The sequence below is a fragment of the Spirochaetota bacterium genome (assembly GCA_038043445.1).
GTDB lineage: Bacteria > Spirochaetota > Brachyspiria > Brachyspirales > JACRPF01 > JBBTBY01.
This window is the reverse complement of sequence record JBBTBY010000021.1, coordinates 43,283-60,679: the sequence shown is the minus strand read 5'-3', so window position 1 is coordinate 60,679 and position 17,397 is coordinate 43,283. Positions and strand designations below refer to the sequence as shown.

The window sequence follows — 17,397 nt, the reverse complement described above, 5'->3', positions numbered from 1 at the left end:
GACATTACCGCTGATGGCGATAAATCCGTTTCCCGTTATTCCGGCAGAAGCCGCAACTGGCCTTCAAGTTCCTCAGCGATGACAGCGCCGAACTCCGCATTTACATGATTCCCGCTTAACATCCTGCTCTCATTGTACGGGCCGAACCACGCGCCCATGTTCCAATACGATGATAATTCCATCATTTCCCCTGACCGCCGCATCCCGGCGTTCTCTCTCCATAGAAGACATCACCCCGATATGCGGCCCCCGGCGTCAACACCGAATTACCCTGCACATCGATATTCTTCGCATCCTCGATGAATATCGCATACGCATTCGACAGCAACTGCGGTTCAACGCCCGGTGGATACGGACGGCTGAACGGCGTATCGATCACATTGCCGATAATTTTTCCGCCGTCGGTATTGTGCATGATAATGCCCCCGGCGAACGGCCGTATGATCTTATTGTTCACGATAACGATATCGCGATTGATGAGCGTGTTCGCAGCCGGCCGTGAATGCTTGCCCGCCAGCATCGATACGATCGCAGCCGGCTCATTGTTCGGCCAGAGCCTTGCAATATACCCCCAGCCGCAGTCGGTGATGGTATTATTGCTGATGAGAATGTTGCGCGCCGACGGCCCCTCCCAGAAATGCGAATCGGCGACCATCTGTATCGCCGCAGCACCGATCTTCTCTATACGGTTGTTCTCTATCCTGCCGTCGAACGTTTTCATGAGAATGGCGCGTGTGTAACAATGATGCAGATAATTATCACGGATGACAGCGCCGCGAGGTATGGACCGAGTGGTGAGCATGAGGTCGAGCCGCTCCAACGCGATGGGCTTCTCAAATTTCACCTTCATCGGCGCAAAGGGCATATATACCGACGACATAGACACCGGCAGCGGACCCTTCGCGAGGTCTTTCACCGCGGCAATGACGGATGCGTCGGTCATGCGTTCCGCGGAAATCACTTTCACGCTCCCGCGCGGCGTATAGTCCTTAAGCGCATAGAACTCCACGGTGTCGCCGGCGATATCCTCGATCCCGACATTATCAATGACGCCGATAACCGCCTCATCGGGGGCTGTCTGTTCATGTACGGCCCACCAGTAATTCTGCAGATTGAAAAGATCGTCGCAGGCGAACGAGAATTCGCATTGCTCCACGAGCGCGCCGCGCGCCACCTTTATGGAACGGAACACATCGGCATTCCCGGCGACAAGGCGGCCTGTACCCGGGCGGCGTATCACTTTGCATCGCCGATAGGTGTGCGCACCCGCACCGCCGGTCTCATAAATGCTCAGGTCGCTTGCACCGTAAAGCGTTACGTCTTCCAGCGTACAGCGTTCGCAATCGCGCACGTGGATGACCGTAGTATACTGGCGCTTGGGGAGGGCAAGCTTGTCGCCTGCCTTCACCCCGGCCGGATGGGTTGCAAGAAAGTTGTGCTGGAATTTGACGCGATAATTCCTTCCGCCGAGCGGCGCATCGATGATGGTCCAATCCATTCGGTTCGGTATGAACTCGCCGTCCGTATCGAAGAACACCGTTTTCGTGGAACCCTTGTATTTCTGCCATGTCTCGTCGGGCAAAGGGAAACCAGGATCGATAGCGATGTCGGCCGTACCCTTGTCAAGATCGATGGCCAGAATCTTACCCTGTGTTGACGAATAGGGGTCGTAATCGAATGATACGCCCCGCACGGTAACGTTGACGCATTCATGCAGGAGCAGCATCGATTTTTGCTTCTTTACCCCATCTCCCCAGAACGTAACCCCGTTCCCCGATATCGTGAAATTTGAAACGCCGCGGAGGTACAGCCACGATATCGGCCCGTCAGGATCGAATCGATAATGCCCCGGCGGTATCGCAATGCCGGACTTGCCTGTCTTTATCGCGGTGTTGATATCCGCCTGCAGTTTCACCGCCGCTTTCTTCTGCGACTCGCGGTCGGCATCCGTCCATTTCGCGAACTCGGCAGGCAAGGCACTGTTCACAGCCGTGTCGGCATTGTTCACCGTGGAACGCTCATCGTCAAGACCGCTTATCGCGAGTACTGCGAACTCAGCATCATCCCTGACGCCGTCCCGAATGCCCATGGTCGAGAACTCGACAGCGGTGACCGTCCTCTTCGGATCGACCCCGGTTATCGTTTGCGCGTAGATAGAGCGCCCGGTGAACAACTGCTTCGTTCCGAAGGAATAAAGGTCAGCCACTGCCGCGGTGACAGCCGGTGACGGAGGTGCTGCCGCATAGGTGCCGATGACCCATTCCCGCGAAAGCGTTGCTCCGTCGGAATAGAGCACGGTCACGCTCCCGGAGCCATTCGGGCTCTTGTCCGGCATGGGATTCAGCCCGACACCGCAGGTGAGAAAAGACAGCCCACGGACACCTTTCACATCGTGTAATTCGATGCGGACCTTCGCCTTCAGTCCGATTTTTACGCCATTGTCCGCGCTATAGCTGCCGAGCTGCCATCGCATCCCGTCGGGGAGCGTCACTATCCTGTCCGCCGGCAAGCCCCCGGCCAGATATTTTTCATTCACCCCCCGGCGAAACCCCTCACCGCCAGCATCGCCCTCAGTACTTACCACACGGGCATTGAACGACGGGGAAATATCCAGGGGCATCGACACGGCATTCAGATCGAACGCTGTACGAAGCAGAATGCAGACGATGACTATCTTTGCAGACAGGCTCATATCATTCCTCCCGGTCATGCATGTTGCGCCTCGGCCCCTCTGCATCATGTTCCGCATTCATTTTAATGTAACCCAGGCAACATCGCTTATGGAAAATGCGAGTTCATGCGGCACTTCTATCAGGCATAGATGCATTTCCTTCACTTCCGAAGGGACAAGCGGCCGCGCCCCTCCGAAATAGCTCGTCGGTATCGATGTGGTGAGCGTATCTCCCGAACGGTTCAATTTTCCCGGCCGCGCATACCAGACCGTTCCGTCCTCGCCGATAAGCGTGATCTGAAACAGGGCTGAACCCCGGTTCAGAACGAACGTAACCCTGAGCGCATCGATAGTATCCGGCATGGGGGCGGACATGCCGGCAAGCTTGCAGCGGATGTAGGGAATGACAAACCCCGGTGCACCGCGTTTCGAGAATTCGAAATCGAACTGCATGCCGTTCTTCACCGCCGTACACTTAGCCGTCCCACGATCCCCTTTTTCATGACTCTGCTGATACCAACGGCCTGCATCCGCTATACCCTCGATGGGAACGATATTCGCTACCGGCAGGTGTGCGGTATCGGCAAATACATTGAACGCCAAAACGGATGTTTCGCCTCCCGAAACTGCCGTGATCATCTGTCTGCTCGGCGAGAACGCGTGCGCTTTGGTAAAGAACGTGTCTTCCGCGCGTATCCGAAGGACGATGTTCGTGTCCTGCTGCGCACCGAGCCGGATATCCGGGTTATCGATGGAGATGGAAATATCATCCGCCTTTCCTGAAAGCGCTATGCGTTTTTCAGCATCGCTGAAATTATACACCGAAAGCGGCAGCGTCATCTCACGGTCGTTCACTTTTATCCCGGATACCGGCCGCGTGGTGAATGCGGTATCGGGAAGCGAAATATCAAGCACAACGGACGGCATCTGCCGATCCGCCGCCTTGCGCAGAGGGAAAACCGCTTCGTTCCTGAGCGGCGAGGCTTTCGCCTCCGCAACGGGAACGAGGGCGTATTTCGGCGGCCACGTGATGACAGATGCATCCGGCGTGGTCACCGCACCCCCCATGTGATCGAAGACGATCGCTTTTTTGTACGGCAGTGCGGCACCGCCGTGATACAGATCCCAAAATACCACGACCGCACTTCCCGCATGCTTCGCCGATCCGGATTGAAACACAAGCACACGCGCCGAGGGAGTGCCGGATACTGAAAATCTTCCCCGAGGAACGGCGTTGCCCAAAAATGACGCGGCAACGGCGAGTGCAAAAAGCCCCGCACGCGGCGATTGATCCATGAATTCGGTCAGGAAGTGATTGATCGCAGTTTCCCTCGAATCGGCCCCGGCGCCCGGCTCCAGCATGATGTTAAAATATTGGTGCTCCGATATTCCGAGATGAAGGCTGGTCGCCAGATACGCCAAAAGCCCTTCGGCCTGCTCGCACTCCGCCTTCCATCCTTTTCTGTCATCCACCTTGATCGCCCCTTCAGTATTCACAGCCGGCAGCCCCCCGGAATGTTTCGCGTGCGAAGCGTAGCGGCGGTACATATAGTCGAGCGAGTCCTCTTCCACACGCAGACTATGGCCGCGGTCGAGTTCCGCGGGCTCTGTCGACGGTTCGGTGGTGGCGACATCCTCGGCGGTCACGCCGGCGCCGGATTCTTTTGCACCGCGTTTTTTGAGCGGCGTATGATGATGGAAAGCATAGGCGCTCACATACGGGTAAAGATCGTTCGCGAGCATTTCCGCAAAGTAGTTCTCGAGCGATGACGTCGCCGGTGACGGTGTTACCACCAGGATATCGGGTCGAACCGACCGCAAGGCGAGCGCCATGACCTTTGTCATGGATGCGGCGTGCGCCCCGGTGCCGTATCCCATGTCGGGTTCATTCCAGCATTCGAACATCCGTATCGCATGCGGCCAGTTCGCCGCCGCCCAGCGATAATGTTCATAGAGGTATCGCAATTTCGAAGGGAGCATGAGCGATGCTTTTCCCGAATTGTTCGCAAAGCCGGGAGAATCAGTGGTATAGATATTGAGCGGCATCTGCTTATTCTCGAAGATCTCGAACAATTCATTGAGCAGGGTGAACTCGCGTTTCCCGTATGTATCCTCGCTCTGCGACCACGCCCATCTGCCGCGAGCCGCGCCGACGCCTGTTCTCCTCGCGATATCGGCAGCAAGTCCGGCGACCTCATGACCCCAGAACCTGCTCATGCCTACGTCCAAACTGATATTCGACGCCGGCACACGCGGTTCTTCGCGCACAAATATTCCGCTATAGCCGAGAACGTTGTCCGCTGCTTTGTACTGCAGCCGATAGAATCCTTCCGACAGCGTTCCAAGCGCAAGGGCGTTCGCTTTGTCGACCGACCCGCGCGAGATCTCCGTTCCGGCATACGAAAGAAGCACCCAGGAGTCGGCATTGCTTGCGCGATCCGGGACATTGACGACTGCTTCTCCGGGGGAAAAGAACTGACGGGCCCCGTTCAATGCCGGAGTCCTTTTGATGTACGCAAACTGATTCTTAGCGACGATCGTTCGCGCGGACGCCGCCTTTTCCCGCTCAAGTGCCGCCGGAGCAGACTTCGTTCCTTTTGCTGATTGCGGTCTATCGACGAGATCCCCCTCCTGCTTCATGATCATTTGTATCTCGGATGCGTTCAATGCCCGTGCGTACACGTACACTTCATCGATAATACCGGTGAAGAATTCAGCGCCGCAGCCGCCGATGAAGAAATCGTCGGAGTAGTTACGTATGCCCCCCGTAAGGGCGGCACTTTTCACCAATGCGCCGTTCACATACAATGAAATCTTTCGATCATCGTATACCCCGGCAATATGCTGCCACGCGCTCATATCGGAGAACGAGGGCGCGACGGTAAATACAAGTTCCGGTGCGGCAGCGAGCGCTTTGACAGCGTACATACGGAATGCGGCATTCGACGCCGATCGAAAAAGGAAAAGCCCGGCATGCGATCCCTCGCGCCCCAGGATGAACTGCGACCCCGGCACATTTTCCGGCAGTATCCACGCGGCAATAGTGAACGATACGATCTCTTTGCCCGGTTTTATGACCGAATGATCGAATCGGGTGAGGGCATATTGTTTTTCCGCTCCGTTCAATCGAAGGCCGCTGCCGTATTTTCCTTTTCCCCATTGGGCGCCGTGAAGAATGAGCGCGGGGGACTGACCGGAATAGTCACGGCTTACCGTACCGCTTCCCTCTTCAAAACGCCATAAACCGACAAGGCTATTTGTCAGCGCTTCGATACGCGCTCCGTCCGTAATGTTTTCCCCCGCCGGATAGCATAGAGCCGTGATCGACATCGTGAATACAATGAAACAGGTGATCATGCATGCTTTCATAACTGCTCCCCGATTATTACACTCTGTAGTATACCACAAGATAGAGGGAATGTCAGTTGCCGTGTTCTGGAATTGATGGGAGTATGGCGACAAGAGTGGGGTTTTTCAGACATTACCGACTCACGTTGATAGAATCGAGATCGATGCGAACATCCGAGACATTCGTCGTACCCATCGGCCATTCCGGTGCTTCATACAGTCCGCCGAAAGCGATCTTGCGCAGAAGTTTTATCGGTACCGTTGTCTTTGCACCATTGACCGCTATCGAAAAATCATTTTCCCGAATGGTCACTTTTATATTCGTCCATGTTTTCAGATCATACTGCCCGATACGTACTGTTTCGCTGCCGCACACCGCTTCCAGTATATTCTGTTTCGCGGCTTTGTCATACGTGAGCCGCAGCACCGTACCATTGCGCGTCTTGCCTCCTATCGTCAGCAAGGGGTGATACTGTCCGCGATATAATTCGACGTAAAACGAGAATTCCAGCGTGCATTCGCTTGCATAGGTCAACGCCTCGGTAAGCACAAGCCCGAGCGTTGCCTGACGCTGCTCAAAGCGCGCACTATTACCGTCGATGACAAGACCGCTTCTGCCGCCGCGGGGGAGGAGGAACGGCTCCTTGAAATCGGGGAGTGACGATACCATTGCAGCATATATGGCGTAGTAGCTGTACCCAAGGTAAAGCGTATTATTCTCAATGAAACCATTGGGATAGAACCCGTTCCCGCTCGAGGGCTGCACCACCGGTCCGGGCAGCAGCAGATCCGGATCGCAGACAGGCGAAAAGTAGAGCGAAAGGAACATTCGGTCGAACGGCATGACATTTCCCAGCCATGGATACCAATCGTTCATCACCATAAGAAGCGACGAGCGTGTCGCGAATCCTGCGGTCGTGAAGTTGCGCGATATGATGGTATCGACTTCTACCGGCTTTGCCTTCGTCCATGTTTTTCCGACATCGCGGCTTGTCGAGTAGAGCAGCATATGATGCGGCTTGTCATACGGCCGGCGTTCCGGCAGGCTTTGCGAGCTTGAGTTCCGTATCAGCATGCCGAGCGTACCGTCGTCATGCTCGAATACCATCGGCTCCCAAATAGCCACATCATTGCCGCCGGGGAGATCCGGCTTCTCACCTATTTCTTCCCAGGTGGTCGATTCTGCCGGCTCGCCCCAGTACCAGCTTTTCCCGCCGTTCTCGCTGATCAGCATCGCGGCGTACATCGTCCGTCCCGGATTGCATTCGGGGGTCGGCGGCATGCTGCACGGAAATAGCATCACATCATTACGCGTAAGCAGTCCATGATTGGTGGGAAAACCCGTGGTCCTGCCCTCAATGGATGCCGGAGCATTCGCAACTTCGATATTTTTCCAATGCCGGCCGTCTTTCGATTCGGCGACGAATACCCGCCGTGAATTATAATCGCACCAGGCGCAGAAGAGCGTTTCATCATGATAGTTGATGAAGATCGGCTGCCATTGATTATCCGTTTCGACAGGGTTCTCGCATCCGGCTTCCGCCATGAACAAACGCACCGGGTTCGACCAGCGTTTGAAATCATCGCTCACCGAAAGAAAATTGAATTGGCCGGGCACGCCTTCGGCGGCTGTTTCATTCGCATTCCACGCGGCAAAGAATTTTCCTTTGAACCGGACCACGTCCACATCATGGTTGTACCCCAGAAGCGGTACTGTTCCCGACTGAGCGGTGTAGATCGCATTGTACAAAATACTCGGACGATACAGCGGCATGCGCATGGTGTTTCTCCATTAGAAGCAGTCATTACACTCTATTAGTACTGATAAAATCGCGTCAGAAATATGCCGGTTGTGGAAATGTTATGGACAATAAGGAACATACACGCATACCACAAGCTTAGCAGGAGCACTCCGAAAGCGATGATCGACTGCGCAGAACATTGGGCCCAACCGATATGGGAATTTTCAGCCGTCATGCTATAATCCCCGTCATGGCTGTCGCGGACGATACTTCACTGTCAATGCACTTCCCCCTTTTTTACACCTACGGCAATGAGCTCATCTTCGTGCTCAACTGCGCGTTCGCACGGGAAACGAAAGGGCGCACGGTGTCGCTTCATACGCATCCGTTCCATGAGTGCATCGTCGTCGCCGATGGGCGTCTTCGCTACCGGATAGCGGGCACTTCGATGCATGCCGGACCCGCGGACGCCATCCTCATCGCACCCGGGCAGACGCACACGCGCACCGCGCTCGGGAACACTTCCTTTTTCGGTTTTCACCTCATGCTGCACCAGGATCCGCGCCGGCCGATACAGAGCCGCGAATTCCCCGGGCAGCGCGCACTCCTTGCCGCCTGCCGATCGATAGCAGCCGAAGCGGCATCGCAGGGGCATGAATGGGAATCGATAGCGCGCCACACCATGATCGCAGGGCTTTTGCGTTTCTCGCGCACGCTTTACGGAGCCGTGCCGCCCGTCGAAAAACGGAGCATCGACCCCGCCTTCATCAATGCGGTGCGCTATATCAACGATGCTATACGCACCGACATATCCATTTCCGACACGGCGAAGGCCGCCGGCGTATCCGAGCGTCATCTCACACGGCTCTTCCGGAAACACTGCGGCGTTGCACCCGTGCAGTATGTGCTCGAAAAAAAACTATCCCTCGCCTACTCCGACCTCATCTCGGACAAGCGCTCGACCGTACGCGCCATCGCGCAGCGCCTCGGGTTCTACGACGCGGGGTATTTCGCGAAGATGATCAAGCGAGCGTTCGGCATGTCGCCGACCGAGATACAATCGCTCGAGGGATAGCCGCTCTCAGTTGAACACGCTCGCGCGGACCTTCTTCGGCGTCGAAAGGAATTTCTTCGTGAACGCGCGCGTAAAATACATATAATCCCGCCAGCCGCATGCATGGGCGACTTCCTTTATCTTCATCGCAGGACGCATTTTCAGCATGGTAAAGGCGTCCCAGAGCTTCTGTTCCTGAATGTATCGCCCGCAGGCGACGTCTATGAATTTATTGAATATCCTGTTCACGTACCGCGGCGTGACATTGAGATGCGCCGCCACATCGCGAAGCGTAATGTGCTCGCGACGACGATCATCAATGAACGTCCGCGCCATGGAAAAAAGCTGCTCTTCGCGAGTTTTTGCGGCGGGCAGCCCCGACCTCGCGGGTGTCCGAAAGGCATCGCTGAAATTCGCACGGAACAGGAGGAATAACAGATCGCGTATCATGATCGACACCCGCTCTCCCATGAACACATCCCCATTCTTCAGTTCAGCATCGATGGCCGTGAATAGTTTCGGCACCGATACAGGCACACGCAATACATGCCCCCGAGCCGCGGCTTGAGACGCTATATCTGTCAGGGCTTGACCGGTCTGCATGGTAAGATCGAGCATGAACCCATCGACCACGGCACCCTTTGGCGTACGCCAATTATGCTTTATGAACGGCGTAAGGAAAAAGCAGTCGTTCACACCGCACTGCGCCTGCGCACGTGCCGTGGAATATTCGATGACACCCTCGCGGACAAAGCTCAATTCATGGCAGGCATGCGTATGCACGGGATTGACGGCGCCGGGGTTCATGCGAACCTGATGGAACACTGCTATGCGCACACCGATATCCCCAAGGGAGAAGGTCCTGTCGCGCTGAATGATATCGAACAGGCGTTCGTTCTTGAAGGCATTCTCAAGCAGTTCTTTCATAGCACCGTCCGGTACGTTTCGCCGTTGCTGTGGACACTATATATCCATACGCCGCTCTCGGCAATATGTTGCGATTATTTGACATTTACCCGCCGTAATCGTATAATGCTCCTATCGAACGAGGGTTATGGCATGATACGCATTGCATCTGCATTCTTCATCACCGTCCTCATTGCCGCAGTATTGCCCGCAGCTGAGACGAAAAAAACCGATAAGAACGCCCCCGAACAGAATCCCGTGAAAAACGTTCTCCTTGCCAGCTGCATCATAACCGGTGTTGTCGGCGGATCGTTCAACGGTGTAGCCGCCACCATGGGGCCGAGTCTCAATCGGGCGCACGCAGCCTACACGACAGCGACGAGCGATTTTGCCGCTCGATGGGAAGAATATGACGGTATGCGCGCGCGCGCGAATATATACACCATAGTTGCATATTCATGCTACGGCGCGGCAGCGGGCCTTTTCATCTGGTGGCTCATCACCCCCGATGCCGTATCACCGCCGAAGGTGAGCATTGCCCCCACTTTGGACGGGCTTGCCGTTTCGTTCGCCCATCAGTTCTGATGTAGGCGATGCCGAAACCGAATCTCCTATTCGTTTTTTCCGACCAGCACCGATCCTGCGATTTGAACTGCTACGGCAATACTGCAGTAGCCACACCGCACATCGATTCGTTCGCACGGACCGGAGTTCGCTTTACGAATGCCATATCCAATTGCCCCCTCTGTGTACCGGTGCGCGGCTCCCTGTTCACCGGCCTCTACCCCTGGCATCACCGCGCTTTGTCCAACGACCTTCCGATACGCACTGATCTCGAAAGCACGGCAACCGTGCTTAACCGCGCGGCGTATCATACCGGGTATATCGGCAAATGGCATCTGGGCGGCATTCCGCGCGACAAGGCCATTCCGAACGGCGAGCGTCTCGATTTCACTGAATGGAAAGCGTACAACTGCAACCACAATTATTCAAAGGGGTTCTATTTCGATGAGAACGATATCCGTCATGATATGAAAAAGCATTCGTGCATTGAGGAAACATCGCTTGCCGTCGATTTTATCGAGCGGAATCATGACGACCCGTGGGCGCTCACGCTTTCCTGGGAGCCTCCGCATGACCCGTATTTCGATGCGCCTGAGGAATATCTTTCGATGTACCGCAGCGCCGGCATAACGCTCCGTCCGAATGTCGGGCAGACGGCGCTCCACTCACCGAAGAAAACATTCACGCGCGATGAGATCGCAGAACGCCTCCGCGGCTATTATGCGCTCATATCGCTTATCGACGATCAGTTCGGGCGGCTCATCGAAACGCTCAAGCGCACCGGGCAGTACGAGAACACCATCGTCGTGTACACGAGCGATCACGGCGATATGCACGGGAGCCACGGCTTCACCAATAAGCAGCTGCCGTATGCAGAAAGTGTGAACGTGCCGCTCATCGTTTCCTGGCCGGGGCATACGTATACGGGTGTTACCGACGAGATAATAAGCCTTACCGATCTGCCGGTATCGCTTCTGGGGCTTATGCATCTTTCGTTCGCATCGCACGTAGACGGGGATGATCTATCGGCGCTCTTTACCGATGAGCATGCGCCCGGCACTGACGGGGCCATCATATGCGATCTTGTGCCGTGTCATCAGGCTGAGGACCGCGGTGCGGACGCATGGGTAGGCATAAAAACACGCACGCACACCTATGTCCGCGAGACCAAAGGCCCGACCATGCTTTTCGATGATATCGCCGATCCGTATCAGATGAGGAATCTGGTATCGAATACGAACGCAACTGACACGATGCGTTCGATGGCGGCCATGCTCGAACGTATTTCCGAAAAACACGGCCTCCGCTTCCGCCCGTGGCAGGACTTCGTCATCGAGGAAGGCTATCGTGATGCGTGGAATGCAAGTCAGGTTTATTTCAAACGCGCAACGCTTTGAACGATGAAAGAACGTACGATACGTTATTCGACCTTCGGTACCGAACGGGGTGAAGCTGGAGAATTGGAAGAACAGACGCGGAAGCGGCTTGGGAACGAAGGTGATACGGCTTCAATGCGGCTTCGGAACCTACCTGATCCGGCATTGCAACGGCTCTTTTGCGGCAGCTGAACAGCAGTAGATTCGGAATTACCCGTCGGAAGAGCGTTCTGTGAACGCTTCAAATTGGTGCTGATGAACAGGTTGTATCCGGACATGTTCAAGCCCCAGGCGGCGTTATTCCAAGCGGTCCTAGCGGCGGTATCGAGCGAACGCCATGCATGGACAAGCGTACGGAAACGCCCCCTTAAATGAAGCTGTTCCTGTGACCGCGCATCGCGGGGCGGGGTGTAGGTCCGCACATAGTGAATGGACTTCCATCGCTGGAATATAAGGCCTCCCATACGGCCGGTCATACCGTCAACGAGTGCATTGAATCGAACTTTTGCCATATCTGGCTCCTTCGGGCTCTCTATTGGGGGACAAAAAAACAGTCTCTCCCCCTATATAATTATTCTCCTGGACGGATACAGGGGAGGGCTTTTTTATACCCTCTATGTAATTATACGAGTTGACGGTTACAGACTCAGGGCAAAACAGCGAATTTATGCAAATTTCGAGGGTTGTTGGTCATATGGGCCGCAAAGACGGCGCGACCAGGATAATTGACTCGAGGACAAGTCGATAGAGCCGTATATCCTTATTTTATCACCTGTTGGCCAACCAAATTAATCAAAGAATAATATACTTGACAGATGATATCGATAGTATTATAGTATTACAATATAAGCATCGATAGGATAATGGTATGTCAACAGTCACAGTCTCCCCCAAATTTCAAATCGTTATCCCAAAAGATATACGTGAATCATTGGATATCAATCCTGGCGAAAAGTTCGAGGTGATCCAATACGAAGACCGTATCGAGTATATCCCGGTAAAAAGCATAAAAAAAATGCGCGGATTCCTCAAAGGGATCGATACGAATATCGAAAGAGAAGGCGATCGCATATGAATATAGTTGATTCGTGCGGCTGGCTGGAATATTTTGCGGACACAAAATATGCAGAACAATATGAAAGTATCATTTCAGATCATCAAAAACTTGTAGTTCCAACAATATGTATCGCAGAGGTATTCAAGAAAGTAACAGCAGAGAAAGATGAAGTTCATGCATTGAAGGCTATCGCGGCAATGAAACAAGGACACGTAGCTGATCTGACCGAAGATATAGCGATAAACGCAGGAAAAACATCTCTTATGCTAAAAATACCTCTTGCAGACAGTATAATATACGCAACAGCAAAAAAATATAACGCAAAAATATATACTCAAGATAATGATTTCAGAAAACTTGAAAGCGTTATTATCATCGAAAAGAAATAAAGAAGAAGAATTGTCTCGCAAAGTACGCGGAGCACACAGAGCGGTCATTATTCTTGGCGGGTTTTGCGGCTTGGCGAGAGGTTTGTTTTCATATGTATAATGATGAGAACTAGATCGATGAAAAGAGAATGTCACACGAAGGCGCGGAGAAGGAATGGGCAATAGTGGCCGAAATTGTACTCAGCGGTCTGCATAAACACTATTTTCGTTGAGAAGAGGCCTCTTGAAAACGGGCGACCAAATAATGTTGCTCATAGCATACGCTGTTCGATCTATTCATTGATCCACTGCGCTTTCCGGTGTTTACAGCGCATCACTGACATCGCTTTGATTCCCGTGCATCGCAGACTTTATCATTTACGGATATATTCTGCATCTTCGTGATCCCAAACGCTAGAGATCGAAATACCGTGTCACCGCATACGATGTCCCCGCGCGTCCGTACACATCCTCGCAGGACACCGATATCTTCACATTATGCCCGCGATAGGGGGCGAGGGCCTTGCTCAGATCGAACGAGAATGAACCGCCCGCGGCCTTCCTGTCGACGACGACGGTATCGTTGATGCGCACGGTAATGCGCGCCGAGCGCGATGCGACGCCGGCGAGAAGGGGCAGCCGTATCGGTTCGCGGACGATGAGGAAGGGCGTATCGATATCGAATATGACCGTGCGTTCGGAACGCGATGCAGCACCGCCGGGGCTTATCGCCTCAACGACGAGCGGCAGTGCGCCGCTCTTGAACGATACTATGGAGCCCTCGAACGAAGTATCGCCGGTACGCCGGAGCGGGAACCCGTTCGCATGAACCCGCTCGGTACCGGCGGCTTTCACCTGCACTCTGAGCTCAGGTGTGAGCGCTGCTCCATCGCGCAGACCGGAGAAATGTATATCGCGGATAGTCGGCGGGAAATGCTCAGCGTATATCGTTCGGACGAAATTCGTCCTCCCCTGCGTGCCTGTTATCGAGACTGAGAGCTGGTTCTTCCCGTCGCGCGGGAGATAGATGCTTGCCGGACCGAAGGCGCCGTTGGATGCCACCGAGAGAAGGAAACCGTTTATCTCGACCGTTGTGCCGGGTATCGTGTATCCGCGGCAATTCACGGCGTGGCCGGATATTATCTCGCTTTCCTCCGGTTCATCGAGCGATATTCCGGTCGCACCCTTTACAACACGTATGACCTCGTTCGTCTTTGTAACTATGGCGCGGACGCTCTCACGTTCACGCGCATACCGGAACAAGGCATTATATTCCGCTGTCACCGCTACCTCGGCGGAAATGCTCCCGTCGGCCTTGCCGTACACCGTCATCCCCGGCTTGAGAAGCATCGCTTCATTGTTCTTTCCCGGCGCGCTCACTTCTATCTGACCAGCGCTCGTATCATCGGCGGCGACACGCGATACACCGAACTGCACACGCATCATGATACGCGCGTTCTTGAAGCGCACCTCGGCGGCGGGCATTATCGCCGACCATTGCATGCGGGTGTTGGCGAGCACCATGCCGGCAAGCACGTTGAGCCTATCGCCCTTTTTCTCGATGGAAACGACAGTGTTGGAACCAACGATGATCTGACCATCAGGGGATGAAACGGTGCATATACCGTCGCTGGTACGGATGCTGTCTCCGGACACGACCGCATCATCGATCGACAGCTCGGCCCAGTGGCCGCCCTCGCGCTGCATCATTACCACGCCCTCGGCGGACCGGACGCGCCCTGAGAACGGATATGCCGACACGGCGGTGAATAGGAGGAAAACTATAAGAGAACGCATACGTCAGTCCTTTATACTATGTATCGAAGAACGCTTTCCATTTCACCGCTCAGCACCGACCTTGTTAAAGTCGAGCTGCCAAATCCAGCCATGTGTTCCGCCTTCTGTTTATTCATCCCCACCCGTATTCCCCGGCGACCTATGCAGCATCGCTCAGAGTTCTCCTCCCCTTCCCCTCTCTCACTTCCCTGTGAGAGAGGGGAGGGGGCCGGGGGATGGGGTGAGTGTGTTTTTGCTATCAGAAGATATTATACCAGTACAACGGCAAAATGGAAGGTGCTTGATGCTCTGTTTAATGAAGATCAAACAATCTCCGCATCCGCACAATTCTCGGCTATTCGATGAAGCCATATCGAGAGCAGAATGCCGATCGCAACAAAGAGAAGGGATAGTACCGCAGCCGCGGCGAACGGCAGCGATATACCGTCGATGCGCAGGGGAACGCCGGCAAAGAACGTATTGACGGCGATGAACAGTTTCGTGACCGCGGTGAGCGCCGCAGCATACCACACCGGGATGACGGGGATGGCCGCTGTCGCAACGACGAGAAATGAGAGCGAGAGCATGATGAACGACAACGGCACCGCTATCATATTGGAAATGATGGAAGTGAAATTGACGGTGCCGAAAAAGTGCATGGTGAAGGGCGCGGTAAAGATCACCGCGGCAACGGATGTGAGAACGGCGCCGGACACGTATCGAAGGGCAGGATGGCGCATGACGCGCAAGCGTTCGCGGAGTATGGCATCGAGCGGCGGGATGATGAGCACGAGCGAACATGTCGCCACGAATGAAAGGAGAAAGCTGATGTCGCCGATATCCTTGGGCGAAATGACAAGAAGTACGAAGAGCGTGAGGAATAGTACGTTGGGGAGATTGCGCGTACGGTCGAAGAGCATGACCGGCACGAGGAGGAGCGCCATCACCGCGGAACGCATGACCGGCGGCACATAGAGCGTCATGGGCGAATAGACGAGAACGGTGACGACGACGGCGAGCGTTATGCGGGCGAAGCTGTTCATCGGGATGAAGCCTGCAAGGAGAACGATTATCGCGATGACCATGCTGAAATGCAGCCCCGAAACGGAAAGGATATGCATCGTGCCCGAGCGCTGAAAATCGGTCATGATATCTTTGCTTATCGGCGACTTATCGCCCAGGATGAAGCACTGCGTTATCGCATACGTCGCCCCGCTCGTATACGTACCGAGCGAACGCTTGATGAACGACCGCGCACCGAACGCGGCACGCTGTGCGAACGCGGCTATCGGGGATGCATGTTCCAGATGGAGATAATCCGACCGGCGATAGATGGAGCTTACGCCGTAGATGCGCCGCTTCTCGAGTATGTCCAGTATCATGCGATCGCTGTCCGCAAGCAGGTCCCGATAGAGCAGTATCGGCCGCCTGACAAGGATTCTATCGCCCGCGATGAACGGCTCTTCGGCATTGCTGTAGAGGCGTATCGTTCCGAACGCATCGATGGATGCATTCGTCGCGAACACGCGCGTTACCCTCGCCAGATGCGAATGGCGCAGCACGTTCAATCCCTCATACTGCATTATCACCGCCTCGAAACCATCGGTGTTTTTCGCATGCGATACCACGGGCGAGCGAAATTCATCGTAATATCGCGCCGTTGTATATCCGGCACCGGACGCGAAGAACGCAGCGCCGATAAGCGCAATGCGCGCGATCGGGTGCCTGACGAGAACGGCAGAGATCGCTGCGAGGACCGCGAGCATGAGTGACGGGATAAGAACGAACGGCGATGCTAGAATGAGCGAAAGGACGACGCCGGGAAGGAATGAAAGCGACACGATGACAGGAAGCGTTACGGGATACGGGGATCTCAGCATTAAAAGAATTCTTCCTCGATCATGAGCGCAAGGGTGTGATATATCGGCAGATGGAATTCCTGGATACGGAACGTCTCGGATTCGGGGGCGATGATGCATGCATCGGAGAGCGCTTTGAAGGCGCCGCCGTCGCGCCCGGTTATGCCGATGACACGGATATCCATGGCGCGGGCAAGCTCCATCGCGGCGATGACGTTCTTCGCATTCCCGGATGTGCTGAGACCGACGAGGGTATCGCCCGGATCGCCCAGGCCGAGGAGCATCTGCGCGAAGATAAGTTCCGCATCGACGTCGTTCATGTACGCTGTCGTGAGCGTGTCGTTCCCGAAGAGCGGTATCGCGCGAAGCGGCATCTCCAGTTTTTCTGCCATGCGTTTGGAGAGCTCGCCTCCGGCGGAAAGTTTCTTCGAGAGCGCATCCGGGAGCGGGCGTTTCTTGACGAAGGATTTCATGAGCTCTCCGGCGAAATGCGCGCTGTCGGAAAAGCTCCCGCCGTTGCCGCAGAGAAGCACTTTCTTACCCGTGCGGTAGGTCGTGCACAGGATATCGAACGCCTTGTCGAATTCAGGGCGTATCGGTACCAGCACGGGATGCGAAGCAAAAAGCCCGTCCGCGATTGCGTTCGTGTTCTTCATGGGACGGAATTATAGCACGA

At 54.8% G+C, this 17,397-nt stretch carries 14 protein-coding genes; 5 read left to right on the top strand and 9 right to left on the bottom strand.

Going from position 1 to position 17,397, the window contains the following annotated elements; genetic code table 11:
• Positions 1 to 35: 35 nt before the first annotated feature.
• The 4 genes from AABZ39_03245 to AABZ39_03230 form a co-directional block, all read right to left on the bottom strand.
• Positions 36 to 182, bottom strand: coding sequence for a hypothetical protein (locus AABZ39_03245; protein ID MEK6793766.1), 147 nt, complete (start codon positions 180 to 182; stop codon positions 36 to 38).
• Positions 182 to 2,692: a right-handed parallel beta-helix repeat-containing protein gene (locus AABZ39_03240; GenBank protein ID MEK6793765.1), complete on the bottom strand. Its 2,511-nt coding sequence runs from the start codon at positions 2,690 to 2,692 to the stop codon at positions 182 to 184. Before AABZ39_03240 ends, AABZ39_03245 begins: the two co-directional genes overlap by 1 nt.
• A gap of 57 nt (positions 2,693 to 2,749) precedes the next feature.
• Positions 2,750 to 6,040 (bottom strand): LamG domain-containing protein, encoded by a 3,291-nt coding sequence (locus AABZ39_03235; GenBank protein MEK6793764.1) that lies wholly within the window; start codon positions 6,038 to 6,040, stop codon positions 2,750 to 2,752.
• Positions 6,041 to 6,152: 112 nt separating this feature from the next.
• Positions 6,153 to 7,799, bottom strand: a complete 1,647-nt coding sequence (locus tag AABZ39_03230; protein ID MEK6793763.1) for a sialidase family protein — start codon at positions 7,797 to 7,799, stop codon at positions 6,153 to 6,155.
• A 212-nt stretch (positions 7,800 to 8,011) separates the two neighbouring features.
• On the opposite strand from AABZ39_03230, the gene AABZ39_03225 reads away from it, so the two are divergent.
• A complete protein-coding gene (locus AABZ39_03225; protein MEK6793762.1) occupies positions 8,012 to 8,836 on the top strand; it encodes an AraC family transcriptional regulator in 825 nt (274 codons plus the stop codon).
• 6 nt (positions 8,837 to 8,842) lie between these two features.
• On the opposite strand, the gene AABZ39_03220 is transcribed toward AABZ39_03225, so the two are convergent.
• Positions 8,843 to 9,742 (bottom strand): AraC family transcriptional regulator, encoded by a 900-nt coding sequence (locus tag AABZ39_03220; GenBank protein MEK6793761.1) that lies wholly within the window; start codon positions 9,740 to 9,742, stop codon positions 8,843 to 8,845.
• 132 nt (positions 9,743 to 9,874) lie between these two features.
• Here AABZ39_03220 and AABZ39_03215 point away from each other — a divergent pair, with 132 nt between their 5' ends.
• Both AABZ39_03215 and AABZ39_03210 read left to right on the top strand, forming a co-directional pair.
• Positions 9,875 to 10,306, top strand: a complete 432-nt coding sequence (locus tag AABZ39_03215) for a hypothetical protein (GenBank protein ID MEK6793760.1) — start codon at positions 9,875 to 9,877, stop codon at positions 10,304 to 10,306.
• Between the two features lie 8 nt (positions 10,307 to 10,314).
• Positions 10,315 to 11,682 carry a sulfatase gene (locus AABZ39_03210; protein MEK6793759.1) on the top strand — a complete coding sequence of 456 codons (1,368 nt, stop codon included), beginning with the start codon at positions 10,315 to 10,317 and terminating at the stop codon, positions 11,680 to 11,682.
• Positions 11,683 to 11,705: 23 nt separating this feature from the next.
• On the opposite strand, the gene AABZ39_03205 is transcribed toward AABZ39_03210, so the two are convergent.
• A complete protein-coding gene (locus AABZ39_03205) occupies positions 11,706 to 12,173 on the bottom strand; it encodes a hypothetical protein (protein MEK6793758.1) in 468 nt (155 codons plus the stop codon).
• Between the two features lie 356 nt (positions 12,174 to 12,529).
• Between AABZ39_03205 and AABZ39_03200 the strand changes: the two genes are divergently transcribed.
• Together AABZ39_03200 and AABZ39_03195 are read left to right on the top strand one after the other, a co-directional pair.
• On the top strand, positions 12,530 to 12,736 hold the full coding sequence (locus AABZ39_03200) for an AbrB/MazE/SpoVT family DNA-binding domain-containing protein (GenBank protein ID MEK6793757.1): 207 nt from the start codon (positions 12,530 to 12,532) through the stop codon (positions 12,734 to 12,736).
• Positions 12,733 to 13,107, top strand: coding sequence for a type II toxin-antitoxin system VapC family toxin (locus AABZ39_03195; protein ID MEK6793756.1), 375 nt, complete (start codon positions 12,733 to 12,735; stop codon positions 13,105 to 13,107). The genes AABZ39_03200 and AABZ39_03195 overlap by 4 nt, the downstream gene beginning before the upstream one ends.
• Before the next feature lie 393 nt (positions 13,108 to 13,500).
• Here the strand turns inward: AABZ39_03195 and AABZ39_03190 are convergent, their stop codons facing one another.
• The 3 genes from AABZ39_03190 to AABZ39_03180 all read right to left on the bottom strand — a co-directional run bounded on the left by AABZ39_03190 (position 13,501) and on the right by AABZ39_03180 (position 17,377).
• Positions 13,501 to 14,883 (bottom strand): hypothetical protein, encoded by a 1,383-nt coding sequence (locus tag AABZ39_03190; GenBank protein MEK6793755.1) that lies wholly within the window; start codon positions 14,881 to 14,883, stop codon positions 13,501 to 13,503.
• A gap of 302 nt (positions 14,884 to 15,185) precedes the next feature.
• Complete coding sequence (locus tag AABZ39_03185; protein ID MEK6793754.1) at positions 15,186 to 16,742, bottom strand: ComEC/Rec2 family competence protein; 1,557 nt, start codon at positions 16,740 to 16,742, stop codon at positions 15,186 to 15,188.
• The gene (locus AABZ39_03180) at positions 16,742 to 17,377 is read right to left on the bottom strand and encodes an SIS domain-containing protein (protein MEK6793753.1); all 636 of its coding nucleotides are present in this window, start codon (positions 17,375 to 17,377) and stop codon (positions 16,742 to 16,744) included. Before AABZ39_03180 ends, AABZ39_03185 begins: the two co-directional genes overlap by 1 nt.
• Between the last annotated feature and the right edge of the window lie 20 nt (positions 17,378 to 17,397).